Source organism: Streptosporangium sp. NPDC049248 (genome assembly GCF_040678965.1).
GTDB lineage: Bacteria > Actinomycetota > Actinomycetes > Streptosporangiales > Streptosporangiaceae > Streptosporangium > Streptosporangium fukuiense.
The window spans coordinates 78009-104994 of sequence record NZ_JBFAQY010000032.1 but is presented as its reverse complement, the minus strand read 5'-3'; the positions used below and the strand labels follow the sequence as shown (position 1 = coordinate 104994).

Sequence of the window (26986 nt, the reverse complement as noted above, 5' to 3'; positions counted from 1 at the left end):
GTGCTGGACCTGCTCACCCCGATCGCGGCCGCCGCCGACCTGACCATCCCGGCGGGACACCGGCTCCCGATCGCGGTCGTCGGGGCGGGCGCCATCGTCGACGTCGCCCACCTGCCCGCCTACCGCGCCGCCGGCCTGGAGGTGACCGGCCTGTACGACCTCGACGGGGAACGGGCCCGTGAGGTGGCCGCCCGGCATGGCGTCACGACGGTGTACGGCTCCCTGCGGGAGTTGCTCTCCGACGAGCGGATCGCCGTGGTGGACATCGCCGTCGCACCCGAGGCGCAGCCCGGCATCGCGCGGGCGGTTCTGGAGAGCGGCAGGCACGTGCTCTGCCAGAAGCCCTTCGCTCCCGACGTCGCCACCGGAAGGCAACTCGTCGACCTGGCCGCCGCGCGCGGGTTGAAGATCGCGGTCAACCAGCAGCTCCGCTTTGACGAGGGAATCGCCGCCGCGCGGGCCATGGTCAGGGCCGGATGGGTCGGTGAACCGACCACGATGACGTTCACCGTGAACATAGCCACCGACTGGAGCGGCTGGGAGTGGCTCGTCTCCACGGACCGCCTGGAGATCGTCTATCACTCGATCCACTACCTGGACGCCATCCGCTCCATTCTCGGCGACCCGGTGACCGTGTTCTGCACCGGCAGCCGTACGGCGGGTCAGCTCCCCAAGGGGGAGACTCGCACTATGAGCACCCTGGTCTACCCCGGCGACGTGCGGGCCCTGGTCCACGTGACGCACGAGAACCGGACCGGCGACCACGAGGCCGCGTTCCGAATCGACGGCACCGAGGGGGCGATCAAGGGAACCCTCGGGCTCCTCTACGACTACCCGCACGGCCGTCCCGACACACTGCTGGTCAACAGCCGCACGGTACCGACCGACGGCTGGCTGCCGTACCCGGTGACCACCCGCTGGCTGCCGGACGCGGTCGCCGGGCCCATGGGGTCGCTGCTCGCCGCGATCGCGGAAGGTGGTGAGCCGGAGACGGCCGGTGCCGACAACCTGGGCACCCTCGCCCTGCTGGACGCCCTCTACCGCTCCATGGAGACCGGGGAGAGCAGGCGCCTGCGGGCCGGGCCGGAGCCGGTGGGGGAGGCACGGTGAGGTCCGGGACGGACGGCGGCGTGAAACCCGGAGTGAGGGGCGGGGGGAAACCCGTCCGGGTGACCCTGGCCCACGTCGCGGCGGAGGCGAGGGTCGACCGTGCGGTGGTCTCGCGGGTCGTGAACAACGACCCGTCGCTCAACATCCGGCCGGAGACCAGGGAGCGCGTCCTCGCCGCGGTCGCCGCGCTGGGATACCGGCCGAACGTGGCGGCCCGGAGTCTGCGCACGGCCCGCGCCCACATGTTCGGCCTGTTCATCCCCGACTTCGCCAACCCCGTCTACGCGGAGATCATCAAGGGGGCCGAGGCCGCCGCGGCGGCGCTGAGCTACGTGCTCGTCACCGGCAGCGCCGCGGGGGCGGGGCTCGGCGGCTACATGGACCTGCTCGGGCAGGGCAGGATCGACGGCCTGCTGCTGGCGGGCGCCGAGGGCGAGTCCGGCCTGATCGAGCAGCTGGATCGGGCGACCGTGCCATGGATCATGCTCAACCGCAGGAGCCCCTCGGTCAAGCGCTACGTGGTCCTGGACGACGAGCGGGCGGCCAGGCTCGCGGTCGAGCATCTGGTGGGGCTCGGCCATCGTCGTGTCGCCCATCTCGCCGGGCCCGACGGCGCCGACACGGCGCTGCGGCGCCGGGCGGGATACTCCATGGCGATGAGTGCCGCGGGCCTGCCGGAGGGGCAGGTCGTCGCCGCCGACTACACTCCCGCCGGCGGTGCCGCGGCGATGGCCGAACTGCTCGCCGCCCCCGACCCTCCCACCGCGGTCTTCGTGGCCAACGTCGCCTCCGCCATCGGCGCCATGGAAGCCGTACGGGCGGCGGGTCTGGAGATCCCCCGCCAGATCTCCATGGTCGCCGTGCACGACCTGGACCTCGCCAGCTACCTGGCACCGCCGCTCACCACGGTCCGGATGCCTCTGGCGGAGCTTGGCAGGAGAGGGGTGGCCCTGCTCGGCAGCCTCAAGCCGGAGGAGAGCGTCGAGGAGGTTCTCGACGGTCCCATCGAGCTGATCGTCCGCCGCTCCACGGCCCCGCCGCACGGAACCTGAGCCGTGACCCGGGCTGTCCGGGGCGTCCGGGGCGAGCCTGCCCGAGGTCGCCCCGGACCGGCCCTGTTCGGGCCCGGGCGTCCGGGAGCGCTCAGGCCGACCGGTGCAGGAAGCCGAGGTCGAGTGCGGGCAGCCCGGCCCGGACCGTGGTCCGCCGGGCCTCGGGGTGAACCTCGCGAACATTGTCAGCTCCCGTCGTCGATGATCCGGTGTGCCTGCTCGCGGTGCGCCATTCCTGGTCCCCTTCGCGCTCCGGGCGGGGACGCGCTAGCGTGCGGGGGTGGATGGGACCTTCGCCGTCGAGGAGGCGCGGACGCTCATGCCCGCGCTGCTGAAGCAGGCCGCCGGGCTCGCGCCCTCGGAGGCCCTCGACCTGCGGTGGACCCTGCGCCGGGTCATCGCCTCCCTCGACGAGTCGTCACGATGATCACGGCCGACGACGTGCGCCGCGTCGCCATGGCGTTGCCCAGGACCGAGGAGAGGGTCGTCAGGGACCGGGTGACGTTCCGGGTGGGCCGGATCGTCTACGTCGCGATCTCGCCCGACGAGACCTCGATGGGATTCGCCTTCCCCAAGGAGGAGCGGGCCGCGCTGATCGCGTCCGCGCCGGAGACGTTCCACATGCCCCGGCCCTCCGACGAGCGCTACAACTGGGTGCGGGTCCGGCTCGCGGCGATCGACGCGACCGAGCTGCGCGAGCTGGTCGAGGACGCCTGGCGGATGGTCGCGCCCAAACGGGTCGTGGCCGCCCACTTCGGGGAGCCGGTGGTCAGGAGGTCCCGCTGAGATGAACCTCCCGGGCCAGCCTCGTCGTCTGGCCGGTGGAGCGCTGCCAGGTGGCCCCGGCCGGGTGGGCGGTCAGCAGGACCATGATCCAGCGCTCCCCGGGGCCGACGAGGCCGGTGCTGTGCAGTACGGGACGGCCCAGGTCGGGTACGGGACCGGCTCCGGCGGGTGCCGCCGTGGTGCCCCCGCTCGGTGCGGTGGCGCCCAGGGCCGCCGGAGCCGGAGAGGCGGAGGTGAAGGCGGCGGAGGCGGTGCGGGCGGCGGGAGAGGTCGCCGGGCGGCAGCGGACCGGGGGCGTGGAGCCGTATCCCGACCAGCCCTGCTTGACCGCCCACGGCCCGCGCACCCCACGGGGGATGCCGAAGTACTGGTCGAAGCCGTCGGAGCCGCACTGCCCGGCCCTGCGCAGGTGGCCCAGGATCAGACCGCTGACCTTGGGGTCGGCCCGGTCGAGCAGGTAGCGGTAGGTCTTGACGACATCCATCGCGCTGAGCGAGGTATAGCCCCAGAATCCCGGTTTGTCGGCCGGTGGGGGAGCGGTGTCGGTGAGTTGTAGCTTGCGCGCCATCCGCTGGATGATCCTTCCCTGGCCGCCCCTGCTCCAGAAGGAGGTCGCGGCGTCGTCGTCGCTGACCCGCAGCATGACCTTGAGCAGTGCCAGGTCCTCCTTGGAGACGCCGCTGCGCGACTCCAGACGGTCGATCGCGATGAGGATCTTCACCACCGACGCCGACCGGAACCTCCGGTGCGCGTTGCGGTACTCGGTCACCTTCGCGCTCTGCCGGTCGAAGACCACGTAACCGGCGGTCACCCCGGCCGGGACATGTGGCTTGCCGGGGGCGGTGGCCGAGGCCGGAGTGGTGGCCGCCAGGAGGGGGAGGGCGGTCGCGAGGACCGTCAGCAAACGCGTCACAAGACAAATGCCTACCAGATCCCGGCGTCGGCGACAGGAAGACGACCTCTGGAAGGAGGCGTTCCGCGAAGGTCCGCACCATGGAGACTCCCGGGACCCGCTCCCGGAAGCGTGCCTCGGGACCCGCCGGTCGATCTCCGGCGATATAACCAACTAAACATGTAGAGATTACGGGTTTTGATGTTACTGTCGTTATATGTCGGCAGTTCCCCTGCATCTCGCCGTCGCTCTCGACGGCGCCGGATGGCACCCCGCGGCCTGGCGTGATCCCGCCGCCTCCCCGAAAGCCCTGTTCACCGCCGCCTATTGGGCCGGACTGGTGGCCGAAGCCGAGCACGGCCTGCTCGACTTCGTCACCATCGAGGACTCCCTCGCCCTGCAGACCACTCTTCTGGACGGCCACGACGGCCGTGCCGACCAGGTACGCGGCCGGCTCGACGCCGTCCTGGTGGCCTCCAGGATCGCCCCCCTGACCAGCCGGATCGGGCTGGTGCCCACGGTGACCACCACGCACACCGAGCCCTTCCACGTCGCGAGCTCCATCGCCACCCTCGACCACGTCAGCACCGGGCGGGCCGGGTGGCGCGCCCAGATCTCCGGGCGCCGCACCGAGGCGGCCCACTTCGGCCGCCGCGAGGTTCCCGAGCTCCGCTCCGAGAACCTCGCCGACCTCGACAAGGCGGGCGTCGTGCGGGAGCTGTTCGCCGACGCCGCCGACGCCGTCGAGGCCGTGCGGCGCCTCTGGGACAGCTGGGAGGACGACGCGGTCATCCGCGACGTGGCCACCGGCCGGTTCGTCGACCGGGACCGGCTCCACTACGTCGACTTCGAGGGGGCGGGCTTCACGGTCAAGGGGCCCTCCATCGTGCCGAGGCCGCCCCAGGGGCAGCCGCTGGTCACCGCGCTGGCCCACTCCCGGCTCCCGTACGAGTTCGCCGCGCGCGGCGCCGACGTCGTCTACGTCACGCCACACGACAGTGAGCAGGCGCGGGCCGTCGTACGCGAGGTACGGGAGATCTCCGGGCAGGTGCGCGATCCGGCCGCGGAGGAGCTGAGGATATTCGCGGACCTGGTCGTCCTCCTCGATGACGACGCCAAGGGCGCCCGCGAACGCAAGGCACGGCTCGACGAGATCGACGGCGCCACCTACACCTCCGACGCCGCGATCTTCACGGGTACCCCGGGAGAGCTCGCCGACCTGCTCCTGGAATGGCGCGCGGCCGGGCTGCAAGGGTTCCGGCTCCGGCCCGCCGTGCTGCCGACCGACCTGACCGCGATCACCCGCGGCCTGGTGCCCGAGCTGCGCGGCCGCGGCGCCTTCCGCCACGCGTACCAGGCCGGCACGCTCCGCGGCCACCTCCACCTGCCCCGACCCGCCAGCCGCTACGCAGGGAGCCGACGATGAAGCAGGTCATCCTCGCCGCCCACTTCCCGGGCGTGAACAACCACACGGTCTGGAGCGATCCGGCCTCGGGCAGCCAGATCGACTTCGCCTCCTTCGCCCACCTGGCGCGGACCGCCGAGCGCGGCAGGTTCGACTTCTTCTTCCTGGCAGACGGGCAGCGGCTGCGCGAGCAGCGCGGCAGGATCCACGACCTCGACGTGGTCGGCCGCCCCGACTCGCTCACCGTGCTCTCCGGGCTGGCCGCGGTCACCGACCACCTGGGCCTGGCCGGGACCGTCAACGCCACCTTCAACGAGCCGTACGAGCTCGCCCGCAAGCTCGCCACCCTCGACCACCTGTCCGGTGGCCGGGCCGGGTGGAACGTCGTCACCTCCTCCGACGCGTTCACCGGGGAGAACTTCCGCAGGGGCGGCTTCCTGGAGCACTCGCAACGCTACGAGCGGGCCGAGGAGTTCGTCCGGACGGTCCGCGAGCTCTGGGACTCCTGGGCCGCCGACGACCTCGTCGCGGACCCGGCGACGGCCACGTTCGCCAGACGGGAGGCGGGGAGGTTCGCCCACCGGGGCACCCACTTCGACATCGGCGGCCACTTCACCGTGCCGCGCAGCCCGCAGGGCCGCCCGCTGACCATCCAGGCCGGAGACTCCGAGGGCGGCAGGGCCTTCGCGGCGGCCACCGCCGACGCCGTCTTCTCCCGGCACAGCAGGCTCGAAGAGGGGCAGGCCTTCTACCGCGACATCAAGTCGAGGCTGGCCGCGCACGGCAGGTCCCCCGACTCGCTGAAGATCCTCCCCGGTGTCACGTTCGCGCTCGGTGACACCGACGCCGAGGCCCAGGAGAACGCCGACCACATCCGCCGCCAGCAGGTCAGCCCGCAGACCGCGATCCTGCTGCTCGAACAGCTGTGGAACCGCGACCTGTCGGCCTACGACCCAGAGGGCCCGCTTCCCGAGATCGACCCGGACGTCTCGGAAGACTCGATCATCAAGGGCCGGACCAGGATGTCCAGGGACCCGCTCAAAACCGCGGCGGAGTGGCGGGCCCTGGCGGAGTCCAAACGGCTCGGCATCCGCGACCTGATCATCGAGGTGACCGGTAGGCAGTCCTTCATCGGCTCGCCCTCGCGCGTCGCCGAGGAGATCAACGAGTTCGTGCAGAGCGACGCCTCCGACGGTTTCATCCTGGTGCCGCACCTCACCCCCGGGGGCCTGGACGACTTCGTCGACAAGGTCGTCCCGCTGCTGCAGGAGCGCGGAGTCCTCCGCGCCGAGTACGAGACCACCACGCTACGCGGCCACCTGGGGCTGGAGGGGCACCGTTGAAATTCCTCGCCATCACCCTCATCGTCCACGGCCCCAACCCCGTCACCGGGGAGCTCAAGTCGACCAACGCGCGCCTGCGCGAGGTGGTCGAGAACGCCGTGCTGGCCGAGGAACTCGGGTTTGACGGCTTCGGCGTCGGGGAGCGGCACGAGCGCCCGTTCATCTCCTCCTCCCCGCCGGTCGTGCTCAGCCACATCGCGGCGAAGACGTCGACGATCAAACTGTTCACCGCGGTCACCACGCTGAGCCTGCTGGATCCGGTACGGGCCTACGAGGACTACGCCACCCTCGACCACCTCTCCGACGGCCGCCTGGAGCTCATCATCGGCAAGGGCAACGGGGCCGCGCAGGCCCAGCTCTTCCAGGTGACCGGCGAGGACCAGTGGGAGCGCAACCGGGAGGGCTACGAGCTCTTCCGCCGCCTGTGGCGGGAGGACAGGGTGACCTGGTCCGGTAGGTTCAGGCCGTCCCTGACCGACGCCGAGACCTGGCCGCGCCCGCTGCAGCGGCCCATCCGCGTCTGGCACGGCAGTGCCACCAGCAAGGAGTCGGTGGACCTCGCCGCCCAGTACGGAGACCCGCTGTTCTCCGCCAACGTCAGCAACCCGGTCGAGCCGTACGCCGAGCTGATCCGTTACTACCGGGAACGCTGGGAGTTCCACGGCCACGACCCCGCCGACGCCCTGGTGGGCGCGGGCACCGCCGGGTACTACGCGGCCAGGAACTCCCAGGACGCGATCGAGACCTATCGGCCGATCTTCAATGCCAGGCTGGAGCTGTTCAGGAAGGTCGGGGTGGACCCGGTCTTCCACACCCTGGAGGACGCGATCGAGCGCAGCTCGATCCTGGTCGGCAGCCCGCAGCAGATCATCGACAAGGTGCACCGCTACCACCAGCGGCTCGGGCACGAGGTCATGCACCTGCACGCGGACGCGGACGGCCTCACCGACAAGCAGCACCGGACGGCACTGGAACTCTTCCAGAGCGACATCGCCCCGGTGCTGCGCGCGGAGATCCCCAGCAGACCGTTCCCCCGGCACGAGGGCGCGCGGGACGGGAGGCGCTCATGACCGCCCTGTCGGTCCTCGACCTGGCCCCGGTCCCGTCCGGCGGCACGCCGGGCGACGCGCTGCGCAACACCCTGGACCTGGCCAGGCGGGTCGAGGAGTTCGGCTACCTCCGCTACTGGGTGGCCGAGCACCACTTCGCGTCCGGCGTCGCCAGCGCAGCCCCGGCCGTGCTCGCCGCCCTGGTGGCCGCCGCGACCAGCACGATCAGGGTCGGCTCGGGAGCCGTACAGCTCGGGCACCAGACCGCGCTGTCGGTGGTCGAGCAGTTCGGCCTCATCGACGCGCTCCACCCGGGCCGGGTCGACCTCGGCCTGGGCCGGTCGGGCCGGCGCAAGGCCGAGTTCGCCGAGCCGGCGAGGAAGGCCCCGCCCGCGCCGAGGCCCGCCAGGGTCGTGGACGGCCTGCTCATCCCCGAACCCTTCTCCTTCACCGCGCTCGCGAGGTCGCCGCTGCTCTCCCTGTACGGCTCGCTGCTCCAGCAGCCCGGCGCGGAAAGCCCCGACTTCGCCGACCAGGTGGACGACATCGCGGCGCTGATCGCCGGCACCTACCGCTCCCCGGAGGGGGTGGCCGCGCACGCGGTGCCCGGCGAGGGCGCGGACCTGCGGCTGTGGATCCTGGGCAGCAGCGGCGGGCAGAGCGCGCAGGTGGCGGGGGAGCGGGGGCTGCCGTTCGCGGCGAACTACCACGTCAGCCCGTCCGGCGTGCTGGAGGCCGCGGAGGCGTACCGGGAGGCGTTCAAGCCCTCGGAGACCCTGGCGGAACCCCATCTGATCGTCTCGGCGGACGTCGTGGTGGCCGAGGACGACGAGAGGGCCCGCGAGCTCGCCTCCCCGTACGGGCTCTGGGTCCGCAGCATCCGCAGCGGTGCCGGAGCGATCCCGTTCCCGACACCGGCCGAGGCCGCGGCCCACGAGTGGACGAAGGAGGACCGTGCGCTGGTCGCCGACCGGCTGGACACCCAGTTCGTCGGCTCCCCGGGCACCGTCGCCGAGCGGTTGCGCGTCCTGCGCGACGTCACCGGCGCCCACGAGTTGCTCGTCACCACCATCACCCACGATCACGCCGACCGGGTCCGCTCCTACGAGCTGCTCGCCGAGGAGTGGTCGAGGCCCGTCGCCTGAGAGGGGACACCCCCGGTGGCGGCCACTCGCCGTCCGTGCCCCGGAACAGGTGGGGGCGGGCTGCCGGGTGCGTGGGCCCGGCCGCGTCCGTCGTCGCGGCCGGGCCCACGTACCAGGTCGGGCAGGTCAGGCGCGTTTGGCGATGGCGGTGATGAAGGGCTGCATCAGCCGGGCGGCCAGCGGGCCGAACGCGGCGAGGATGAGGACGTAGGCGGCGGCCAGCGGCCCCAGGTCGGGGTGGACTCCGGCGGCCACCGCGAGACCGGCGATCACGATGTTGAACTCGCCTCGGGGGATGAGCGCGATTCCGGCCCGGGCCTGTCCGGCTCTGGCGATGCCCGCCCGATGGGCGGCGTAGGCACCGGTGAGCAGTTTCGTGATCATGCTGATCACGGCGAGGAGCACCGCCAGTCCGGCGACCGGGAGTATCTTGGTCGGATCGGTCTGAAGGCCGAAGAAGACGAAGAACACCGCGGCGAACAGGTCGCGGATCGGGGTGAGCAGTTCCTGCGCGTCCTCGGCCAGCTCGCCGGAGAGGGCGATGCCGACCAGGAAGGCGCCGACCGCGGCCGAGACCTGGAGCTGCTGGGCCACTCCGGCGACCAGCAGCGCGAGCCCGATCACCTTCAGCAGCAGTACCTCGGAGTTGGGGCTGGAGACGAACGCCTCGATGAACCTGCCGTAGCGGAGCGCGACCAGCAGTACGACGCTGACCGTGCCCAACGCGATCGCCACGGCGATCGCACCGCTGGCGAAGCTCAGCCCGGCCAGCACCGCGGTGAGGATCGGCAGGTAGACGGCCATCGTCAGGTCCTCGAAGACCAGCAGCGACAGCACCACCGGTGTCTCGCGGTTACCGATCCACCCCAGGTCGGACAGGACCTTGGCGGTGATCCCGGAGGAGGTGGCGTAGGTGACGCCGGCCATGGCGATGGCGGCCACCGGACCCCAGCCCAGCAGCAGTGCGGTGATCGCGCCCGGTGCGGCGTTGAGCACCAGGTCGACCACGCCCGCGCGGGCGTTGCCCTTCAGGCTGGTCACCAGCTCGGAGGCGTTGTACTCCAGACCGAGGGTGAGCAGCAGCAGGATGACGCCGAGTTCGGCGCCTACGGAGGTGAACTCCTCGCTGGTGGCCAGGGGCAGGATGCCGCCGGTGCCGAAGGCCAGTCCGGCGATGAGGTACAGGGGAATGGGCGAGATACCGACTTTGAGGGCGAGCGCGCCGAGGATGCCGAGCCCGAGAAGGACAGCACCGAGCTCAAGGAAAAGAATTGCCGTATGCACCAGGTTTCCTACCCGCCGGACAGGATGTCAGAGACGGCGGATGTGCTCTCCGGGCTGCCCACCACGACCACCACGTCGTTTCCGAGCAACCCGAAATCGGGGGCGGGGCTGGCGAACACCTGACCCTCGCGAACCACGGCCACGATGGAGGCGCCGGTACGGGTGCGGACGCGCGCGTCACCCATCGGCCGGCCGGCGTACGGCGAGCCGGGCGTGATCGGCAGCTGCAGGCTGACGAGTCCCTCGACCTCGCTGTGCAGGGCGTTGAGGCGCTGCACGATGCGCGGGGCGCCGAGCAGTTCGGCGAGCGCGTCGGCCTCCTCGTCGTTCAGTTTTATGGTCTCGCATGCGCGGTCGGGATCATCAGGGTCGTACAGCACCAGGTCGCGACGGCCCGTGCGGTGAGAGACGATTCCTATTCGCCTGCCTGAGCGCGTCGTGAACTCGTGCCGCAGCCCTATACCTGGCAGTGCCGTCTGCTCGACCTCCACCGTGCCAGCTCCTTGCGTGTGTTTGCCTGATTCTCTTGCCAGGAGAACCTACCAACTCGGGCTTTGTCGAGTAATGTCGAGGATAACCGGTATTACCGATTGACTTTGTGGGTTATTTGGCCGACGATGAGCGGGAACCCGCCCCCAGCCTCAGTGAGGTCTTCCGTGCCCGCTCCTGTCGTCGACGTGGGGGTGCCACAGCGGGCCGCGCGAACGCGGTCACGTGTGCCCCTGCCCTCCGCCGCCGTCTGGCAGCGCCTTGTCAGCCCCCTGGTCATCGTCGTCGTCTGGCAGGTCGCCGGCGCCGTCGGACTTCTCCCGGAACAACTCCTCGCCTCGCCCGTCAAGGTCCTCACCGCCGCCGCCGGGCTCGTCGAGGAGGGTGTCCTGCCCGAGGCGATCGCCGTCTCGCTCCAGCGGGCGGCGATCGGCTTCACTCTCGGCGCGGTCGCCGGGATCGGCCTGGCCCTCGTGGCGGGGCTCAGCCGCATCGGCGAGAACGCTGTCGACCCGCCGCTGCAGATGCTGCGGGCGCTCCCGCTGTTCGGCCTGATCCCGCTCTTCATCCTCTGGTTCGGGATCGGCGAGACGCCCAAAGTGGCGCTGGTCGCCCTCGGCGTGGCCTTCCCGCTCTACCTCAACACCTTCTCCGGAATCCGCGGCGTCGACGGCAGGCTCGCCGAGGTGGCCCGGGTGCTGCGGCTGAGCCGCACGGAGACCGTCACCCACATCGTCCTGCCGGGCGCGCTGGCCCAGACCCTCGTCGGCCTGCGGCAGAGCCTGGGCGTGGCCTGGCTGGCGCTGATCGTGGCCGAGCAGATCAACGCGGACGCCGGCCTGGGACACATGATCAACGATGCCCGGGAGTTCCTGCGCACCGACGTGATCGTCGTCGGTCTGATCGTCTACGCGATCCTCGGGCTGCTGACCGACGCGCTGGTGCGCCTGCTGGAGAGGAGGGCCCTGTCATGGCGACAGAGCTTCCTGTCACGTTGACCCCGCCGCGCACGGTGATCCCGCTCCGTGCGGCGGCTCCGGTGGCCGCGGTCAGGGGACTCACCCGGGACTTCGGGGAACGCCGGGTTCTCGACGGGGTCGACCTGGAGATCGGCCGTGGCGAGTTCGTCGCCCTGCTCGGCCGGAGCGGCTCGGGCAAGTCCACGCTGCTGCGGGTGCTCGCGGGACTCGACCCCGGCGCCGAGGGCGAGGTCGAGGTCGGCGGCACCGCCGCCGTGGCCTTCCAGGAGCCCCGGCTCGTACCGTGGAAGCGGGTCCTGGCCAACGTCGCACTCGGGCTGCGCGCCCCCGACCCGCGCGCCGCCGCGCTGGCCGCGTTGGAGGAGGTCGGTCTCGGCGCCCTGCGCGACGCCTGGCCGCTCACCCTGTCCGGCGGCGAGGCCCAGCGGGCCTCCCTGGCCAGGGCGCTGGTCCGCGAGCCCGGCCTGCTCCTGCTCGACGAGCCGTTCAGCGCCCTGGACGCGCTGACCCGCATCACCATCCACCGGCTCGTGCTCGACCTGTGGGCCCGGCACCGCCCCGGCATCCTGCTCGTCACCCACGATGTGGACGAGGCCGTGCTGCTGGCCGACCGTGTCCTGGTGCTCGACGGGGGCGCCATCGCCCACGAGTCCGGGATCGAGCTGCCCCGCCCCCGCCACCGCGACCACCCCGAGCTCATCGCACTGCGCTCCACCCTGCTCGACAGGCTGGGCGTCACCCCGGAGGAAACCGCATGAAACGTCGTATCGCCGTGGCTCTGCTCCTGTTCCTCACCACCGCGTGCGGAGCCGGGGAAGGACAGGGTGTCCGCGCCGACGGTTCGGTCGACCTGTCCCAGGTGACGCTCCGCGTCGGCGACCAGAAGGGCACGGGCCTGCAGGCGCTGCTGACCGCGGCCGGCCAGCTCGACGACGTCAAGTACAAGGTCACCTGGTCACAGTTCACCTCGGGGCCACCGATCCTGGAGGCCATCAACGCCGGTTCGGTGGACTTCGGCGCGGTCGGCAACGCGCCGCCGGTCTTCGCGGCCGCCGCAGGGGCGAAGATCTCCGTTGTCGCGGTCGCCGAGAAGGGTCTCGGCGGCCAGGCGGTCGTCGTCCCCGCCGACTCGCCCGTCAGGTCCCCGGCGGACCTGCGCGGCAAGCGCGTCGCGGTGGCCAAGGGCAGCTCCGCCAACTTCCACCTGCTGGCCGTGCTGAAGAAGGAGGGATTGAGTTTCGCCGACATCCAGCCCCAGTACCTCCAGCCGCCGGACGCCCTGGCCGCGCTCTCCTCCGGCAGGATCGACGCCTGGGCCATCTGGGATCCCTACACCGCCCAGGCCGAGTCGCAGACCAAGGCGCGCATCCTGGTCGACGGCGAGGGTTACGCCAACGGCTTCGAGTTCCAGATCGCCGGGAAGGAGGCCCTCGCCGACCCGGCACGCACCGCCGCGCTGGGCGACTGGGTGGCGCGCGTCCGCAGGGCACATCAGTGGGCCAACGAGCACCCGGACGAGTGGTCCAAGGTCTTCTCCGAGCTCACCGGGCTGGACCAGGCCGTCGTCGGCGCGGCGATCAAGCGCAGCTCGTACCAGGACCTCAGGCTCGCCGGTGACGTCGTCGACCGCGAGCAGCTCGTCGCCGACGCCTTCAGCGAGGCCAAGCTCATCCCCGTCCCCGTCACGTTCGCGGACTTCGTCGACACCCGGTTCGACGCCACCCTGGACGACCCCTCGTGACGCCCGCCCCGAGGTCCGTGCCCGGGGGATCCACGCCTGGAGGCATCCGATGAAGTTCCACTGGTTCCTGCCCACCGCCGGTGACAGCCGGGTCCTCACCGGGGGCGGCCACGGCCTCGGCAGGGGGCACGGCCGCTCCGAGGCGGCCACGTTCCGCCCGCCGGACATCGAGTACCTGGCGCAGGTCGCCCGCTCCGCCGAGCAACTCGGCTTCGAGGCGGTGCTGACCCCGACCGGCACCTGGTGCGAGGACGCCTGGCTGGTCACCGCCGCGCTGACCCGTGAGACCGAGCGGCTGAAGTTCCTCGTCGCCTTCCGGCCGGGCTTCATGTCACCGACGCTGGCCGCGCAGATGGCCGCCACCTACCAGCGGCTCTCGCGCGGCAGGCTGCTGCTCAACGTGGTGACCGGCGGGGAGAGCGCCGAGCAGGCCAGGTTCGGCGACCACCTGTCCAAGGACGAGCGCTACGCGCGCACCGACGAGTTCCTGTCGGTCGTGCGCGGCGCCTGGAGCGGTACTCCCTACGACTTCGACGGCGGTCACTACCGCGTCGAGGGCGCGACGGTCGCCGAGACGCCCGACCCCGTCCCGGAGATCTACTTCGGCGGCTCCTCGCGGGCCGCCGGACCGGTCGCGGCCAGGCACGTGGACGTCTACCTCACCTGGGGCGAGCCCCCCGGGCAGGTGGCGGAGAAGATCGAGTGGATCCGGGAGCTGGCGGAGGAGCGGGGCCGTAAGCTCCGCTTCGGCATCCGGCTGCACGTGATCACCCGCGACAGCGAGCGCGACGCCTGGGCGGAGGCCGAGCGATTGCTGGCCGCCATCGACCCGGCCGACATCGTCTCGGCCAGAAAGCTGCTCGGCCGTAGCGAGTCGGTCGGCCAGCGGCGCATGCTGGAGCTGCACGAGGGCTTCACCGGGGGCACCGCCCGCGACCTGGAGATCCATCCGAACCTCTGGGCCGGGGTCGGCCTCGTGCGGGGCGGTGCCGGCACCGCGCTGGTCGGCAGCCACTCCCAGGTCGCCGAGCGGATCGAGGAGTACGCCTCGCTCGGCATCGAGGAGTTCGTCCTGTCCGGCTACCCCCACCTGGAGGAGGCGTACTGGTTCGGCGAGAACGTGCTCCCCCGCGTCGCCGCACACCTCCAGAGGTGATCACGGCCACATCCGGCGAGCCCGTCTTGCGCGTGGTCTCCGCGGGGAGGAATCTCGGTGCATGCCTGACGACCGCCCGTACGACATCGTGCTGTTCGGCGCCACCGGGTTCACCGGGGCGCTCACCGCGGAGTACCTCGCGCGCAACGCCGGTCCCGCCCTTCGCTGGGCGCTGGCCGGGCGCAACCGGGCCAAACTCGAAGCGGTCAGGGACCGGATCGGCCTGCCCGAGCTGCCGCTGCTCCACGCCGACGCGACCGACCCGGCCTCCCTGGTGGAGATCGCCCGGCAGGCCAGGGTCGTCGCGACCACCGTGGGCCCCTACGTCTTCTACGGCGAGCCGCTGGTGGCGGCCTGCGCCGACGCGGGCACCCACTACGCCGACATCACCGGCGAGCCCGAGTTCGTCGACCGCATGTTCATCCGTCACCACGAGCGGGCCGCGAGGACCGGGGCCAAGCTCGTGCACGCCTGCGGGTTCGACTCCGTCCCGCACGACCTCGGCGCCTACTTCACGGTCAGGCAGCTGCCCGAGGGGGTGCCGCTGGAGGTCAGCGGCTTCGTCCGGGCCTCCGGCGCCGCCTCCGGCGGCACCGCGCACTCCCTCGTGACGGCGATCTCCCGCTTCCGGCAGACGATCGAGGCCGCGAACGTCCGGCGCGAACTCGAAACCGTCTCCGGACCCGCCACGGCCTCCGCGACCAGGAAGACGCGTGGCGTGCCCGGCTCGGTCCGCCACGTCGGGGGCTGGGCCCTGCCGCTGCCCACGCTCGACCCGCAGATCGTCGCTCGCTCGGCCCGCGCGCTGGACCGCTACGGCCCCGACTTCACCTACCGTCACCACCTCGCGGTCAGGCGACTGCCCGTCGCGCTCGGCCTCGCCGCCGGAGCGGGTGCCCTCGCGCTGCTCGCCCAGATCCCACCGGCGCGTTCCCTGCTGCTGCGCCGCTTCGCACCCGGTGAGGGGCCCGGCGTCGAGCAGCGGGCCAGGAGCTGGTTCAAGGTCACCTTCCTCGGCCTGGGCGGCGGGGCGCGCGTCGTCACCGAGGTCGCGGGCGGCGACCCCGGTTACGGCGAGACCGCCAAGATGCTCGGCGAGTCGGCGCTCTGCCTGGCGACGGACGACCTCCCGGAGGTCTCCGGTCAGCTGACCACCGCCGTGGCGATGGGCGACGCGCTGATCGGCCGCCTTCAGCGGGCGGGCATCACCTTCACGGTGCTGAGCGACTCGCGCAAATAGGCGTTCGTGACATCGGTCGTCCCCGCCTCGGTGGAGAAGGGGCCGGGAAGCTCCGTTCGGCGGGGCCGGCCGGGTGCCTTCCCGATCGTGAAGGTCCGTCGGAGGCCGCTCTTGGCGAAGCCTTGGGGGCCAGCTGAGCGTGAAGGTGATTCGGGCGCGGTACTAGACCGGTTAGTCCCTGTGTCCGCGTGCGGGAACGGGGACCGCGTCATGTCCGACTCCTGAGCGCGGAAGAGCGTGGTGAGGACCTGACGGCCCGGGTGCCGGCGGAGGAGCCGGCGCCGCCGCGCGGTGATACCGAACAGAACGTCGGGCGACCGGCCCCGACGATGGCCGGCCACGTCCGGGGCAGGCCCGAGTCCCAGGAGGCGTCAGCCATGAAAATGCCCGCAGTCAACGAGTGCCAGGTCGATGCGTGCGCCTACAACGCGGAGCACATCTGCCACGCGCTGGCCATCACGGTCGGCAACAGTCATCACGCGGAGTGCGAGACCTTCTTCAAGGTCGACGTGAAGGGGGGCGACCCCGCCGCCACCGGCCGCGTCGGCGCCTGCAAGATGTCCGACTGCCAGCACAACGTCCAGTACGAATGCCAGGCCTCCGGCATCGTGGTCGGTTACGCGCAGAAGGACATCGACTGCCTCACGTACGCGCCGGCCTGACCGCGGACGAGCCGTACGGCGACGGAACAGCGTCTCGATCTCTTGGCATCCAAGCGCTTGTTTGGTAACACTGGCCCATGGCAGAAACCGCCGCGGACGTCTTCGCACCCGCGAAGCTCGGGCCGATCACCCTGCGCAACCGCCTGATCAAGGCGGCCACCTTCGAGGGCATGACCCCCGAGGCGCTGGTCTCCGACGAGCTGATCGGCTTTCACCGGCGGGTGGCCGCCGGGGGCGTCGGCATGACCACGGTGGCCTACTGCACGGTGGCGCCGGAAGGCCGTACGCAGTGGCGGCAGATCTGGATGCGCCCGGAGGCCGTGCCCGGCCTGCGCCGTCTCGCCGAGGCGGTGCACGCCGAGGGCGCCGCCATCTCCGCGCAGATCGGCCACGCCGGCCCGGTGGCCAATCCCGCCTCCAACAGGCTCCCCGCGCTGGGCCCGTCCCGGCGCTTCAACTGGCTGGGCATGAGCATGACCCGGGCGGCGACCGTCGCGGACATCGAGCGCATCGTCCGCGCGCACGCCGACGCGGCGCTCCTGGCGGAGGAGTCGGGATTCGACGCCGTCGAGATCCACCTGGGACACAACTATCTGGTCAGCTCCTTCCTCAGCCCTCGGCTCAACAACAGGACCGACGGCTACGGTGGCAGCCCGGTCAACCGGGCCCGGCTGGCGCGCGAGGTCGCCCTGGCGGTGAGGGAGGCCGTCGGCGGCCGGATCGCGATCCTGGCCAAGCTCAACATGGACGACGGGGTCAGCGGCGGCCTGACACCCGACGAGAGCCTCCAGGTCGCGACCTGGCTGGAGGCGGACGGCGGCCTCGACGCCATCGAGCTGACGGTGGGCAGTTCGCTGCTCAACCCGATGTACCTGTTCAAGGGCGACGCCCCGATCCGTGACTTCGCCGCGGCCCTGCGGCAGCCGCAGCGGCTGGGGGTGCGGCTGCTGGGCGGCCGGTTCCTGCGCTCCTACCCCTACCGGGACGGCTACCTGCTCGACGACGCCCGCGCCTTCCGCGCCGCCCTGAAGATGCCGCTGGTGCTCCTCGGCGGCGTCACCAACCTGGCGACCATGGAACTGGCCATGCGCGAGGGCTTCCAGTTCGCCGCCATGGGCCGGGCCCTGCTCATGGAGCCGGACCTGCCCAACCGGATCATGAAGGACCGCGCTGTCGAATCCCGGTGCGTCCACTGCAACCGGTGCATGTCGACGATCTACTCCGGCACCCGGTGCGTGCTCGCCGAGTGATCGCGCCCGGTCTCAGTCGAGCCCGGAACGCCGGGAGGCGAACACGTCGGCGACGGCCACCACCAGCGAGATCAGCACGAAGACGATGGTGACCAGCAGCGAGTGCCGGAACGCCAGCGCGTAGTCGCCGTGGGAGGAGGCGACCTCGGAGAAGAACACCGCGCCGATCGCCGCGATGCCCATGGCCGCGCCGATCCGCTGCCCCGTCTGGAGCACCCCGCCGGCGGCTCCGGCCACCGGGACCGGTACCTCCGACAGGGTCAGCGTCTGGTTGGGGGAGATCACCAGGCCGCTGCCCAGCCCGGCGAAGACCAGCGGCAGCGCGATGGCCCAGCCCACATGCTCGCCGGGGACCAGCAGCACCGCGAGCACCGTGACGCCCAGCGAGGCCGCGACCACCAGCAGTCCCGACACCACCAGTGACCGGCCCAGCCGGGTGACGACCCGGCCGCCCAGTGCGGCGGTCACGGCCGACCCCCCGGCGAACGGGGTGGTCGCCAGCCCGGCCTCCAGGGCCGAGTAGCTCAGGCCGTTCTGCAGGTACAGGGTGAGCACGAAGAAGATCGCGGTGAAACCGGCGAAGTAGAGCGTCCCGAGCAGGACGCCGAGCGCGTACGAGCGCCTGCGGAACAGGGACAGGTCGACGACCGGCTGGTGGCTTCGTCCGTATCGGCGCTCCCAGGCGACGAAGACGGCTAGCACCACGATCCCGGCGAGCAGGGCCAGCCACTTTTCCGGGCCCCGCCACTGCTGCCCCTCGACGAACGGCAGGAGCGCCAGCGTGATGCCGGCGGCGAGCAGCAGCACGCCCACCGGGTCCATGCTCTCCCGGGGACGCCTCCCGTGGGCGGGAGGCCGGATGTAGCGGTATGCCAGGACCACGGCCAGCACGCCAATCGGCACGTTGACGTAGAAGACGAGGCGCCAGGCGTCGGGGCCGCCACCGAGCTGGATGAGCGCCCCGCCGAGCAGCGGGCCCACCGCGGTCGAGACACCGATCACGGTGCCCAGCATCCCGAACGCCCGGCCCCGCTCCGCTCCCCGGAAGAGCTGCTGGATCAACCCGCTGACCTGCGGGTTCAATATCCCGCCCGCCATTCCCTGAACGAGTCTCGCGATGACCAGGAACGTCGGGTCGCCGGCCATCCCGGCCGCCGCGCTGGACAGGGTGAACAGGACGACGCCGAGAACGAACGCGTTGCGCCGGCCGTGCATGTCGCCGAACCGTCCGGCGGGGATCAACGCCAGCCCGAAGGTGAGCGCGTACCCCGACACCACCCACTGCAGGTCGCTCTGCGGAGCGTCCAGCCCGGTGCGGATCGCCGGCAGCGCCACGTTGACGATGCTGACGTCCAGCAGGGTCATGAAGCCGGCGACGAGGCAGACGGTCAGCGCCTTCCAGCGGCGCGGGTCGGCCCCCTCCTGCTCCTGGAGGGCCGTCGCCTCGCCGCTCATCCGGCCGCGCGGTGCGGGGATCCGGCTTCCCGGTCCGCGGACCTTTCCCACCCGCCGTCTTTCAGGCCTCCGGGCGGTACGGGTGACCGGCTGAGGACCATCGTCCGCCCCCGTTCTACGCCTCCGGCTTTCAGCAGCCCGTATCTACCCCTCTCGGATGTTCAAATCACAGTCCGGGCCCCGGCGAGTCGCCGGAGCCCGGACTGTGGTTCATCTTCGGAGCCGGAAGCCGCCCGGTGCTACGGGCAGGTCGCCTCGCCGCTCTGCAGCGGGACGTTCACCGCGCTCCAGGCGGCCTTGACCGCGTTGACCTCGACGCAGCCGCTGAAGAGCGCCTTGGCGGCGGCCACGGTGGCCTTCCGCGCCTTGGGGTGCGTCCACGGCGAGGTCTTGCTGTTCAGCCCGGCCTGGAAGATCTGGCCGGCCTTCTGGATGCCGATGCCGGTCAGGGTGGACGGACCCGAGCAGACGGGGCTGGCCGGCTTGCCCACCGGGTTGGTGCCCTCGGCGAGCAGGTAGAACCAGTGGTTCTGCGGGCCCGCTCCCGCGTGCACCTCGTAGTTGAAGGGGGAGGTGTAGCAGTTGGGGTCGCCGAGCGCGGCGGGGTTGTACATGTTGCGGATCTCACCCGCGCCGACCAGGTTGACCTCCTCGCCCACCAGGTAGTCCGGCGGGTCGAGGGTGGCGGGCTGGTTGGCGTAGTGCTCGGTCAGCGCGCCGAAGATGTCGCCCGTCGACTCGTTCAGGCCGCCGGCCTCGGTGGTGTTGGACACGGTGGCCCCGGAGTACTGGAAGACGGCGTGGCCGTACTCGTGGCCGACCACGTCCATCGAGGTGGCCTGCCGGTTGTTGGCCTGGTTACGCCCGAAGTTGGTGTAGCTGCCGGTCCAGTAGGCGTTGACGGCGCTCAGGCCGACCCGGGCCGGGAACGCGCCGCCGGAGCCGTTGAACCCGTTGCGGCCCAGCCAGTTGCGGAGCATGTTCCACTCCGTCTGCGCCGCGTACAGGGCGTCGACGCAGGCGGTCTCCAGGTTGGTGCCCGAGCCGGTGCCCCAGGCGTCGTCGGTTCCGGTGTAGGCGGTGCCGCCCTGCCCGCCGCAGCGCAGGCCGGGACGGGTGGTGTCGGTCATCGAGTACGAACTGCCGGAGCCGGAGGTCTGGATGGTCACCGGGTTGCCGTTGTAGTAGCTGTTGCCGGTCCCGGCGCGGACCTCGTCGTAGGAGTCGACGATCGACCCGTCGAGGGCGTCCACGAAGACGTGCAGGACGCTCGGGGTCTCGCCGTTGGCGCCGGTGACGACCACCTCCCAGGCCAGCTTGGGCGTGGTGGTGGCGGCGTGCACGAGCAGCCGGGGGGTGCTCACGCTCTCCACGGTGGACACCTGCGCGCGGGCGGTGGCGGTCGCCGCGGCGGCGTCCACCTTGCTCGTGACGTCGACCGTGATCCTGGACTGCTGGCCCGAGCTCACCGACCCGACCAGCTCTCCGGCCCGGTCGGTGGAGACGATCACTTCACCGCCGAACACCGGCAGACCCCGGTAGGTGCGCGCGTAGGTCAGGTACTGCAGGCCCTGGGCGCCGGAGATGTTGGCGATCAGGGTGAACTTCTCGTTCTGCCCCTTCAGGAGGGCTTCCGACCTCATGGCGATGGTGGCGTTGGCGGTGGTGACGGCGCGGTTGCGCGCCTCCGCGTCCGGCGGTGAGTAGGCCGGGGGGTCGGCGGAGAGGGCGCTGGCGGCGATGTCCGCCGACGCCGACGTGCTGCTCACCGCGGCGGGGGTGATCAGGGTGGCGACGGCCATTACGGCTACGGCGCCCAGCTTGGTCTTCGGATTCACGGGGGGCGATTCCTCTCGGTGTCCCTTGTGGGGAGGAGGGATACAGGGAGCCCTGAGAGTCGGGGCTCCCCCAAAGCTGACACCGAGTGAGGCAGTCGAACACCTAACAAAATCCCATAACGCCGTGATATGGGCGGTTGTCCGTACCGGGGTACCTGCTGTTATGGCTCGCCGTTGCGGGGGAGAACATCATGTTTTAGGACTCCCTCGACTGAATTGGTCTGATGTACGGCGATTTTTTCGTCGGGCCGATCGGAGATCATCTAGGGTGGGCTCCGATCGTGTTGTTACGGGGTGCGCTGGTGAGGAGGCTCTGATGAGCGAGGGAATCACGGAGGTCGACACCGAGGTGTTGGCGCGAATCGACACCTCGGTCCCACATTCGGCGCGGGTGTGGGACTACTGGCTTGGCGGTAAGGACAACTACGGTCCCGACCGCGCGGTCGGCGACGAGATCGTGAAGGTCATGCCGGATCTGCCGGTCAACGCGCGGGCCGAGCGGGAGTTCATCGGCCGGGTCGTGCGCCATCTGGCCGGTGAGGCGGGCATCGACCAGTTCCTGGACGTGGGCACCGGCATTCCGGCCGCGGACAACACCCACCAGGTCGCCCAGCGGGTCAACCCCAAGGCGCGGATCGTCTACGTCGACAACGACCCGATCGTGCTGGCCCACGCCAGGGCGTTGCTGCGCGGCACCCCGGATGGGGAGACCGCCTACATCGACGCCGACCTGCGCGATCCCGAGCCCATCCTGCGACAGGCCGCGCGGACACTGGACTTCTCCCGGCCGGTCGCGCTGATGCTGATGGGCGTCCTGGAGTTCGTCCCCGACGGGGACCAGGCCCACACCGCGGTGCGCACGCTGCTGGACGCGCTCCCCTCGGGCAGCCACCTGGCCATCGCGCACAGCGTGCACAGCCCGTCGATGGACGAGGCCGCCGCCAGGTGGAACGCCAGCGCCGCCACCCCGCTCACCCTCCGCACCCGGCAGCAGCTGGAGGAGTTCCTCGGCGGGCTGGAGTTGCTGGAGCCCGGCGTGGTGTCGCTGCCCACGTGGCGGCCCGAGCCGCAGACCAGCTTCCGCGACCGCGACGTCTTCCAGTACGGCGGCGTGGGCCGCAAGCCGTAGGGCACCTCGCCGTCCGCGTGTTCTGACCCGGGAGTCCGGATCGGCCCCGCCCGGTCCGGGGGCCCGGTGCCCACCTGGCGGCCCGCGCGGCCCGGGTACCGTCGAAAGGCGACGGGCGCCTAGGGCCTGCCGGGTGGCAGGCCCTAGCATCCAGATGTGCAGAATGATGTTCTGAGGGCCGGAGCGGTCTCCCGCACCCTGTCGGCCGCCTTCTGGCTCTGTTCCGCGGTCCATCTGGCGCTGGTCGCCGTCGGCGAAGGCCCGATGAACTCCGTGACCAAGGCGCTGCTGATGCCGCTGCTCGCGGCCTGGGTGCTGGCGCGGCGGGGACCGCGCCTGCTGGTGGCGGCGCTCCTGCTCTCCTGGGGCGGCGACGTGGCCCTGGAGATCGACGGTCTCTTCATCGCGGGCATGGCCCTGTTCGCCGGGGCGCACGTCTGCTACGTGACCTGTCTCGTCCGCGAGGGGGCACTTCGGGTGTTGCGCCGCCCGGCGATCCCGGTGGTCTACGGCGTCCTGTGGGCGGGAATGATCTTCCTCCTCTGGCCGGGCCTGGGCGACCTGCGCCTGCCGGTGGCGGTCTACTCGCTGCTGCTGACCGCCACCGCGGTGACCGCCGCCGGTCTCGGCCCGCGCATCGGGACCGGCGGCGCCCTGTTCCTGCTCTCCGACGCGCTGATCGCGTTCGGCCTGGCGGACCTTCCCCGCCCGCCGATGACCGGCCTGGTGATCATGGCTACTTACGTCGCGGCCCAGTACCTCCTGGCCTCGGGCATCGTCGATCGCCTCCGTGACTGAAGTGGTCGCACAGCCGGCGGCGGATGCCCCTCCGCCGGAGGGGACATCCGACCGGTCCGCTCCGGGGAGATCGTCACCGGCAGGGGCCGCGGTTCTCCATGATCACCTTTTCATCTCCGACTCGGTGGCGAGCCTGATGTCGAACGTGACGTCCAGGTAGGGCCCGTCCATCCCGTACCGCTCGATCGAGGCCTGGTCCTCGCGCGGCTCGAAGTCGACGATGATCTCCGGCTTGACCGCGAAGGCGGCGTCGGAGTCCAGGTAGGGGTCGTCGTTGACGAACACGTGGGTGGTCAGCGTGTGATGCCCGGCCGCCTCGACGCGGATGTGAAGATGGCCGGGGCGCATGGGATGACGTCCCATGGCGCGGAGCATGTCGCCTGCCGGGCCGTCCATCGGCACGGGGTAGCTGGCGGGCTTCACGGTGCGAAACCAGTACTCGCCGTTCTCGTCGGTGGTGAACAGACCGCGCAGGTTGCCTTCTGGCTGCTCGGCGTCCTGGGTGTCGTAGTGGCCCTTGTCGTCGGCCTGCCACACGTCGAGGATCGCACCCGGCAGGCGGTTCCCGTGGCAGTCCTGCACGGTGCCGTGGATCACGGCGCTCTCGGCCCGGCCCCATTCGGGGCCCGCGGCGATGAGGTCACCCAGTTCGCGCGGCGGGGCCACGGAGTGGAAGGGGCCCTCCACCGAACTCGGCGTCATGTCGGCCGGTCCCTGGTTGTTCACGTCGTCGACGAGCGTGGTCAGTCCCAGCATGTCCGAGAGCAGGACGAACTCCTGCCGGGTGGGCGTGCAGAACGAACCGGTACGTGCGAGGAAGGCGAGTCCCGCCTCCCACTCGGCCGCCGTGGGCCGCACGTCCTCGACGAAGCCGTGCAGGTGACGGATGAGGCTCTCCATGATGGTCATCAATCGGGTGTCCGCACCCTGGAGCTGGCCGACGACCTGCTCGGTCACGGGGGGGCTGCCGGCCGGGCCGCGCCCGGAGCCCATGGTCTCACTCATGCCCAGTCCTCTGCGCTCGCTGTGTTGATCACTGGAGTACGGGCGCCGCTCGGCTTCCCGACCTCCACCTCGACCACGTCGCCGTCGTGCAGCAGCCGCGGGGTGTACGCGGGTAGCCGATCCCGGACGGCGTTCCGGCGGCGATGACGGCGCCGGGCCGGAGCGTGAACGTGCGGCTGTCGAACGAGAGAGTCGTCCCTGCTGAGAAGATCATCTTATTGGTCGAGGAGATCGAGAGTATCCGGCTCGTCAAGAAGCCGGGCGAGGCGGGTCGCTCCGCGGAGTTCTTCGGCCTGGACGTCACCGATGGCATCAGGTCGTTTCGATCGCCTCCATGACCGCTCCCTCCTCGGTGCGGACCTGAAGGGTGATCTCCGGCGGCAGCCGCAGCGAGTTGTGCACGGCGCTGTGCTCCACGACGGTGGTGAACGATTCCCGAAGCCCTTCGGGAAGGCCGGGAGCGTCGACGACCAGATCGATTCGGCCGACCCGTGCCGGACGCAGCTCCAGGTCGTAGTGGGCGGTCACGGTGACGCCGGCGGGCAGCTCACATCGGTGAAGGTAGCGTTCGGCGCGATGGGCGACGCAGGCCGCGAGACTCCCGACGAACAGCTCGACCGGAATGGGGCCGGTGTCGCCTCCGCCGAAGTCCGTGGGCTGGTCGACACGGATGGTGTGGCGGCGTATCCGAACGTCGAAGCGGTCGCCGCCGTGCCAGGTGATCTTCACCATTCCGTTCCGGTTCTGCTTCATGGGTGACTCCACGGGTGTGTTCAGGTTCCGTAGGTGGAGCACGTGGATCTCATCGCCCCGGGATGGCCCCTGTGCGTCGACAGGTGAAGAGCGCGCACCGTCCGCGGACCGTGGCCGAGGCGGACGGTGCGGTCATGCCGATCCCGGTGGCCCGAGGCGAGAGGCCGTCACCATGAGGTGGGCCCGGCGGCGACCTGGGCGATGTCCTCCGCGGTGACGGTGCGCAACCTTTCCGCCAGATCGGCGAGCGCGCGGGCGACCGCGAGCTCGTCGCCGATCTCGGGGACCGACTGGTCGACCGGGTTGCGGCGCGCGTGACCGATCCCGGTCAGGTGGGTGTCGTCCTTGGTGGTCAGGAGCGCCCGGGCGGAGGTGTCATCGCCCTCTTCGGTGATGTAGATCTGCACGGTCCATTGCTTGGCTTCCATGGAAGGAACCTCCGATCGAACGGGTGTTCGCGGTGTCGTGCCCTCGAGTGCGCGGCGGGCCGATCGGACGCCGATCGCCCGGGATGACCGGGCGGTCGCGTGGATCATCCGACGGGTGTCGCGATCTCGGTGGTCATCGGGGTCCAGCGGTTCGCGAGCCGCTGGGCGAGAGCGGGCATGGTGGTGTACTCCAGTTCCGACAGTGGCAGCCGGTGCGGTTCGAACGGACCGTGGCGGCGGAGATAGTCCATGATCTCGGAGGCCTGGGCCCGTGCGCCGTCGAAGGCCGGATCGTCGAACATGTCGCGCGGGCCGATCAGCTTCCCGTCGTGGATCTGGAATCCCAGCGCGACCACGCGCGGCGGGCCGTCGAACCGGGACGGGTGCGCCTGCCGGACCGGGACAGGCAGGAACGGCGCGTGGTGCGAGCCGCGCATGCACCCGGCGACCGTGTACGGGAAGGCGAAGGGTTCCAGTGCCTCGCCGACCGCCGGCAACCCGGACTGGCAGCGGACGATCATCACCGGGTCGTCCTTGCCGACGTACTTGCCGGCGATCAGGGACAGCCGCTGGGTGCTGGTCGTGGCCGCGGTCTCACCCAGGGTCTTGGAACGGACGCCGTGGATCACGTAACGGGCCGGGGCGCCGATGTACATCAGCATGTCGTACAGGTCGGCCGGGCAGTCAAAGACGATGCGCTTCTCCTCGTACAGGTCGTAGACCTCGAAGCCGAAGCCGGCGTGCATCTTTCCGTCGATGACCAGGCCCGCGGTGTTGAACGGGTCGGCGAACATCTTGTACAGCGGCAGGTTCCACGCGCCCGGCTCGGTCTTGTCGGCCAGGAAGCACAGCACCGGCTCTGACGGGCGCTCCTCGAACTCCAGTTCCGCGTACCCGGGACCCATGCCCCGCAGGTTGCCGGAGAAGGCGTCCGACAGCAGGTCCTGGCCGGCGCCGTACAGGCCGAGTCCCTTGGCGATGTGGGTGGTGGCCTGGAAGGTGTCCCAGGCGAAGGAGTGGATGAGCCCCGCGTCGGCGCCGTAGGTGTGGGTCATGATGAGCGAGATGTCGTCGCCGCAGCTGGCGACCTGGCCGTCGATGAGCAGTCCCGAGGCGGTCGCCCGGTCGATCTCGCGGCGGGCCTCGGCCATCATGTTCGGGTGCACCGCGGAGTGGCCGACGAACCCCCCGGTGTCGGCCTTGATGACACTCAAAGTGATCATGATGATCCCCCCCGTGGGTTGTCCTGCTTCCACGCTGGTCAGGGGCCTTGCGTATGGATAGGGCAGAAGGCCCCGGCCGGGCGGGACTTCCGTACCTGCTTGTGGGGGGTGCTCGGGCGGCCCGCGACCGGTGATCCGCGCGCGGAGGATCCGCCGCGATCCGCGGGTCATGAGCGGACCCGCGTCATGTCGAGCGGGTCCGCCCGATCCGTCAGGACTCTTGCCGAGGCGTGGACTCGATCTGGATGTGCTTCTCCTGCTGTTTGGTGTCGGCGAGTTTGACGCTGACCTCCAGAACCCCCTTGTCGTAGGAAGCCTTGACGTCGTTCTCGTCCACGTCGCTGGGCAGTGTGATCGACCGGGTGAAGGAGCCGTAGCGGAACTCCGTCCGCTGCTGGTCCCTCTGCTCGTCACGCCGCTCGGCGTGGATGGTCAGGAGACCGTTGGACAGGGTGATGTCGACATCCTTGTCGGGGTCGATTCCCGGCAACTCGGCCCGCAGTACGTAGCGATCGTCCTTGACGTAGTCCTCGAACTTGATGGGCTGCGCCGCCGGCGACTGCAGGGCGGCGAGGGGCATGTCCAACCAGTTGAACAGTTCGGGGACGAGGCCTCGCCGCTCGCGGATCATCGGCATGCTCATGGTGTCCTCCTTGTCTACCGGGGTCTTCCCATATCTCCATCACACCACCGGGCAGGACTCGGGATAACAGTCAGAGGTCCCTAAACACGTAGGTCTTTTGGCCGCCGTGCCCGACGCCGGAAAGCCGTCG

At 70.9% G+C, this 26986-nt stretch carries 28 protein-coding genes; 17 read left to right on the top strand and 11 right to left on the bottom strand.

The window, feature by feature from the left end; all coding sequences use genetic code 11:
* The 4 genes from AB0K21_RS37645 to AB0K21_RS37630 all read left to right on the top strand — a co-directional run bounded on the left by AB0K21_RS37645 (position 1) and on the right by AB0K21_RS37630 (position 2948).
* Complete coding sequence (locus AB0K21_RS37645) at positions 1-1110, top strand: Gfo/Idh/MocA family oxidoreductase (protein ID WP_343961012.1); 1110 nt, start codon at positions 1-3, stop codon at positions 1108-1110.
* A gap of 20 nt (positions 1111-1130) precedes the next feature.
* Complete coding sequence (locus AB0K21_RS37640; protein ID WP_343961014.1) at positions 1131-2162, top strand: LacI family DNA-binding transcriptional regulator; 1032 nt, start codon at positions 1131-1133, stop codon at positions 2160-2162.
* Positions 2163-2442: 280 nt separating this feature from the next.
* Positions 2443-2589 carry a hypothetical protein gene (locus AB0K21_RS37635; protein WP_343961016.1) on the top strand — a complete coding sequence of 49 codons (147 nt, stop codon included), beginning with the start codon at positions 2443-2445 and terminating at the stop codon, positions 2587-2589.
* Positions 2586-2948 (top strand): MmcQ/YjbR family DNA-binding protein, encoded by a 363-nt coding sequence (locus AB0K21_RS37630; RefSeq protein WP_343961018.1) that lies wholly within the window; start codon positions 2586-2588, stop codon positions 2946-2948. Before AB0K21_RS37635 ends, AB0K21_RS37630 begins: the two co-directional genes overlap by 4 nt.
* Here the strand turns inward: AB0K21_RS37630 and AB0K21_RS37625 are convergent.
* On the bottom strand, positions 2932-3861 hold the full coding sequence (locus AB0K21_RS37625) for a hypothetical protein (RefSeq protein ID WP_364156886.1): 930 nt from the start codon (positions 3859-3861) through the stop codon (positions 2932-2934). The genes AB0K21_RS37630 and AB0K21_RS37625 overlap by 17 nt on opposite strands.
* Before the next feature lie 196 nt (positions 3862-4057).
* On the opposite strand from AB0K21_RS37625, the gene AB0K21_RS37620 reads away from it, so the two are divergent.
* The 4 genes from AB0K21_RS37620 to AB0K21_RS37605 are packed head-to-tail and all read left to right on the top strand — an operon-like array spanning position 4058 to position 8782.
* Positions 4058-5266: an LLM class flavin-dependent oxidoreductase gene (locus AB0K21_RS37620; RefSeq protein ID WP_364156883.1), complete on the top strand. Its 1209-nt coding sequence runs from the start codon at positions 4058-4060 to the stop codon at positions 5264-5266.
* Positions 5263-6588, top strand: coding sequence for an NtaA/DmoA family FMN-dependent monooxygenase (locus AB0K21_RS37615; protein WP_343961025.1), 1326 nt, complete (start codon positions 5263-5265; stop codon positions 6586-6588). Before AB0K21_RS37620 ends, AB0K21_RS37615 begins: the two co-directional genes overlap by 4 nt.
* Positions 6585-7658, top strand: coding sequence for an LLM class flavin-dependent oxidoreductase (locus tag AB0K21_RS37610; protein ID WP_343961027.1), 1074 nt, complete (start codon positions 6585-6587; stop codon positions 7656-7658). The genes AB0K21_RS37615 and AB0K21_RS37610 overlap by 4 nt, the downstream gene beginning before the upstream one ends.
* Positions 7655-8782 (top strand): LLM class flavin-dependent oxidoreductase, encoded by a 1128-nt coding sequence (locus AB0K21_RS37605; protein ID WP_343961029.1) that lies wholly within the window; start codon positions 7655-7657, stop codon positions 8780-8782. The genes AB0K21_RS37610 and AB0K21_RS37605 overlap by 4 nt, the downstream gene beginning before the upstream one ends.
* 126 nt (positions 8783-8908) lie before the next feature.
* Here AB0K21_RS37605 and AB0K21_RS37600 read toward each other — a convergent pair whose 3' ends face one another.
* Positions 8909-10066, bottom strand: coding sequence for a cation:proton antiporter (locus AB0K21_RS37600; RefSeq protein WP_343961031.1), 1158 nt, complete (start codon positions 10064-10066; stop codon positions 8909-8911).
* 8 nt (positions 10067-10074) lie between these two features.
* The gene (locus AB0K21_RS37595; protein WP_326639330.1) at positions 10075-10557 is read right to left on the bottom strand and encodes a cation:proton antiporter regulatory subunit; all 483 of its coding nucleotides are present in this window, start codon (positions 10555-10557) and stop codon (positions 10075-10077) included.
* A gap of 165 nt (positions 10558-10722) precedes the next feature.
* Here AB0K21_RS37595 and AB0K21_RS37590 point away from each other — a divergent pair, with 165 nt between their 5' ends.
* From AB0K21_RS37590 to AB0K21_RS37560, 7 genes are all read left to right on the top strand, one after another.
* On the top strand, positions 10723-11553 hold the full coding sequence (locus AB0K21_RS37590) for an ABC transporter permease (RefSeq protein WP_343961037.1): 831 nt from the start codon (positions 10723-10725) through the stop codon (positions 11551-11553).
* Positions 11526-12293: an ABC transporter ATP-binding protein gene (locus AB0K21_RS37585; RefSeq protein WP_343961039.1), complete on the top strand. Its 768-nt coding sequence runs from the start codon at positions 11526-11528 to the stop codon at positions 12291-12293. Before AB0K21_RS37590 ends, AB0K21_RS37585 begins: the two co-directional genes overlap by 28 nt.
* On the top strand, positions 12290-13276 hold the full coding sequence (locus tag AB0K21_RS37580) for an ABC transporter substrate-binding protein (RefSeq protein ID WP_343961041.1): 987 nt from the start codon (positions 12290-12292) through the stop codon (positions 13274-13276). The genes AB0K21_RS37585 and AB0K21_RS37580 overlap by 4 nt, the downstream gene beginning before the upstream one ends.
* Positions 13277-13325: 49 nt before the next feature.
* Positions 13326-14432: an LLM class flavin-dependent oxidoreductase gene (locus tag AB0K21_RS37575; RefSeq protein WP_364156875.1), complete on the top strand. Its 1107-nt coding sequence runs from the start codon at positions 13326-13328 to the stop codon at positions 14430-14432.
* A 61-nt stretch (positions 14433-14493) separates the two neighbouring features.
* On the top strand, positions 14494-15672 hold the full coding sequence (locus AB0K21_RS37570) for a saccharopine dehydrogenase NADP-binding domain-containing protein (RefSeq protein WP_364156872.1): 1179 nt from the start codon (positions 14494-14496) through the stop codon (positions 15670-15672).
* Positions 15673-16049: 377 nt separating this feature from the next.
* The gene (locus tag AB0K21_RS37565; RefSeq protein WP_343978134.1) at positions 16050-16334 is read left to right on the top strand and encodes a DUF1540 domain-containing protein; all 285 of its coding nucleotides are present in this window, start codon (positions 16050-16052) and stop codon (positions 16332-16334) included.
* A gap of 77 nt (positions 16335-16411) precedes the next feature.
* The gene (locus AB0K21_RS37560; RefSeq protein ID WP_364156869.1) at positions 16412-17584 is read left to right on the top strand and encodes an NADH:flavin oxidoreductase; all 1173 of its coding nucleotides are present in this window, start codon (positions 16412-16414) and stop codon (positions 17582-17584) included.
* 12 nt (positions 17585-17596) lie between these two features.
* Here the strand turns inward: AB0K21_RS37560 and AB0K21_RS37555 are convergent, their stop codons facing one another.
* Positions 17597-19090, bottom strand: a complete 1494-nt coding sequence (locus AB0K21_RS37555; protein ID WP_343978128.1) for an MFS transporter — start codon at positions 19088-19090, stop codon at positions 17597-17599.
* Positions 19091-19278: 188 nt separating this feature from the next.
* Positions 19279-20877, bottom strand: coding sequence for a M4 family metallopeptidase (locus tag AB0K21_RS37550; protein ID WP_343978125.1), 1599 nt, complete (start codon positions 20875-20877; stop codon positions 19279-19281).
* Positions 20878-21193: 316 nt separating this feature from the next.
* Here AB0K21_RS37550 and AB0K21_RS37545 point away from each other — a divergent pair, with 316 nt between their 5' ends.
* Positions 21194-22006, top strand: a complete 813-nt coding sequence (locus tag AB0K21_RS37545; protein WP_343978122.1) for an SAM-dependent methyltransferase — start codon at positions 21194-21196, stop codon at positions 22004-22006.
* Positions 22007-22162: 156 nt separating this feature from the next.
* Positions 22163-22804, top strand: a complete 642-nt coding sequence (locus AB0K21_RS37540) for a lysoplasmalogenase (RefSeq protein WP_343978119.1) — start codon at positions 22163-22165, stop codon at positions 22802-22804.
* Positions 22805-22906: 102 nt separating this feature from the next.
* On the opposite strand, the gene AB0K21_RS37535 is transcribed toward AB0K21_RS37540, so the two are convergent.
* The 6 genes from AB0K21_RS37535 to AB0K21_RS37510 form a co-directional block, all read right to left on the bottom strand.
* Entirely contained in the window at positions 22907-23809 is a 903-nt protein-coding gene (locus AB0K21_RS37535; protein WP_343978116.1) for a dioxygenase, read from the bottom strand.
* A 28-nt stretch (positions 23810-23837) separates the two neighbouring features.
* Positions 23838-24122, bottom strand: coding sequence for a fumarylacetoacetate hydrolase family protein (locus AB0K21_RS37530; protein ID WP_364156863.1), 285 nt, complete (start codon positions 24120-24122; stop codon positions 23838-23840).
* Positions 24122-24562, bottom strand: coding sequence for an OsmC family protein (locus tag AB0K21_RS37525; protein WP_343978113.1), 441 nt, complete (start codon positions 24560-24562; stop codon positions 24122-24124). Before AB0K21_RS37525 ends, AB0K21_RS37530 begins: the two co-directional genes overlap by 1 nt.
* 167 nt (positions 24563-24729) lie before the next feature.
* Positions 24730-24990 (bottom strand): DUF1876 domain-containing protein, encoded by a 261-nt coding sequence (locus AB0K21_RS37520; protein WP_343978110.1) that lies wholly within the window; start codon positions 24988-24990, stop codon positions 24730-24732.
* Positions 24991-25094: 104 nt separating this feature from the next.
* The gene (gene fbp, locus AB0K21_RS37515) at positions 25095-26213 is read right to left on the bottom strand and encodes a fructose-1,6-bisphosphate aldolase/phosphatase (RefSeq protein WP_343978107.1); all 1119 of its coding nucleotides are present in this window, start codon (positions 26211-26213) and stop codon (positions 25095-25097) included.
* 211 nt (positions 26214-26424) lie between these two features.
* Complete coding sequence (locus AB0K21_RS37510) at positions 26425-26856, bottom strand: Hsp20/alpha crystallin family protein (protein ID WP_343978104.1); 432 nt, start codon at positions 26854-26856, stop codon at positions 26425-26427.
* Positions 26857-26986 lie beyond the last annotated feature (130 nt).

Excerpts from the sequence above, each read along its gene's own strand:
- AB0K21_RS37630 (WP_343961018.1), top strand. The coding sequence starts at position 2,586 with ATGATCACGGCCGACGACGTGCGCCGCGTCGCCATGGCGTTGCCCAGG.
- AB0K21_RS37620 (WP_364156883.1), top strand. The coding sequence starts at position 4,058 with ATGTCGGCAGTTCCCCTGCATCTCGCCGTCGCTCTCGACGGCGCCGGA.
- AB0K21_RS37615 (WP_343961025.1), top strand. The coding sequence starts at position 5,263 with ATGAAGCAGGTCATCCTCGCCGCCCACTTCCCGGGCGTGAACAACCAC.
- AB0K21_RS37605 (WP_343961029.1), top strand. The coding sequence starts at position 7,655 with ATGACCGCCCTGTCGGTCCTCGACCTGGCCCCGGTCCCGTCCGGCGGC.
- AB0K21_RS37585 (WP_343961039.1), top strand. The coding sequence starts at position 11,526 with ATGGCGACAGAGCTTCCTGTCACGTTGACCCCGCCGCGCACGGTGATC.
- AB0K21_RS37580 (WP_343961041.1), top strand. The coding sequence starts at position 12,290 with ATGAAACGTCGTATCGCCGTGGCTCTGCTCCTGTTCCTCACCACCGCG.
- AB0K21_RS37575 (WP_364156875.1), top strand. The coding sequence starts at position 13,326 with ATGAAGTTCCACTGGTTCCTGCCCACCGCCGGTGACAGCCGGGTCCTC.
- AB0K21_RS37570 (WP_364156872.1), top strand. The coding sequence starts at position 14,494 with ATGCCTGACGACCGCCCGTACGACATCGTGCTGTTCGGCGCCACCGGG.
- AB0K21_RS37565 (WP_343978134.1), top strand. The coding sequence starts at position 16,050 with ATGAAAATGCCCGCAGTCAACGAGTGCCAGGTCGATGCGTGCGCCTAC.
- AB0K21_RS37560 (WP_364156869.1), top strand. The coding sequence starts at position 16,412 with ATGGCAGAAACCGCCGCGGACGTCTTCGCACCCGCGAAGCTCGGGCCG.
- AB0K21_RS37545 (WP_343978122.1), top strand. The coding sequence starts at position 21,194 with ATGAGCGAGGGAATCACGGAGGTCGACACCGAGGTGTTGGCGCGAATC.
- AB0K21_RS37535 (WP_343978116.1), bottom strand. The coding sequence starts at position 23,809 with ATGAGTGAGACCATGGGCTCCGGGCGCGGCCCGGCCGGCAGCCCCCCC.
- AB0K21_RS37530 (WP_364156863.1), bottom strand. The coding sequence starts at position 24,122 with ATGCCATCGGTGACGTCCAGGCCGAAGAACTCCGCGGAGCGACCCGCC.
- AB0K21_RS37525 (WP_343978113.1), bottom strand. The coding sequence starts at position 24,562 with ATGAAGCAGAACCGGAACGGAATGGTGAAGATCACCTGGCACGGCGGC.
- AB0K21_RS37520 (WP_343978110.1), bottom strand. The coding sequence starts at position 24,990 with ATGGAAGCCAAGCAATGGACCGTGCAGATCTACATCACCGAAGAGGGC.
- fbp (WP_343978107.1), bottom strand. The coding sequence starts at position 26,213 with ATGATCACTTTGAGTGTCATCAAGGCCGACACCGGGGGGTTCGTCGGC.
- AB0K21_RS37510 (WP_343978104.1), bottom strand. The coding sequence starts at position 26,856 with ATGAGCATGCCGATGATCCGCGAGCGGCGAGGCCTCGTCCCCGAACTG.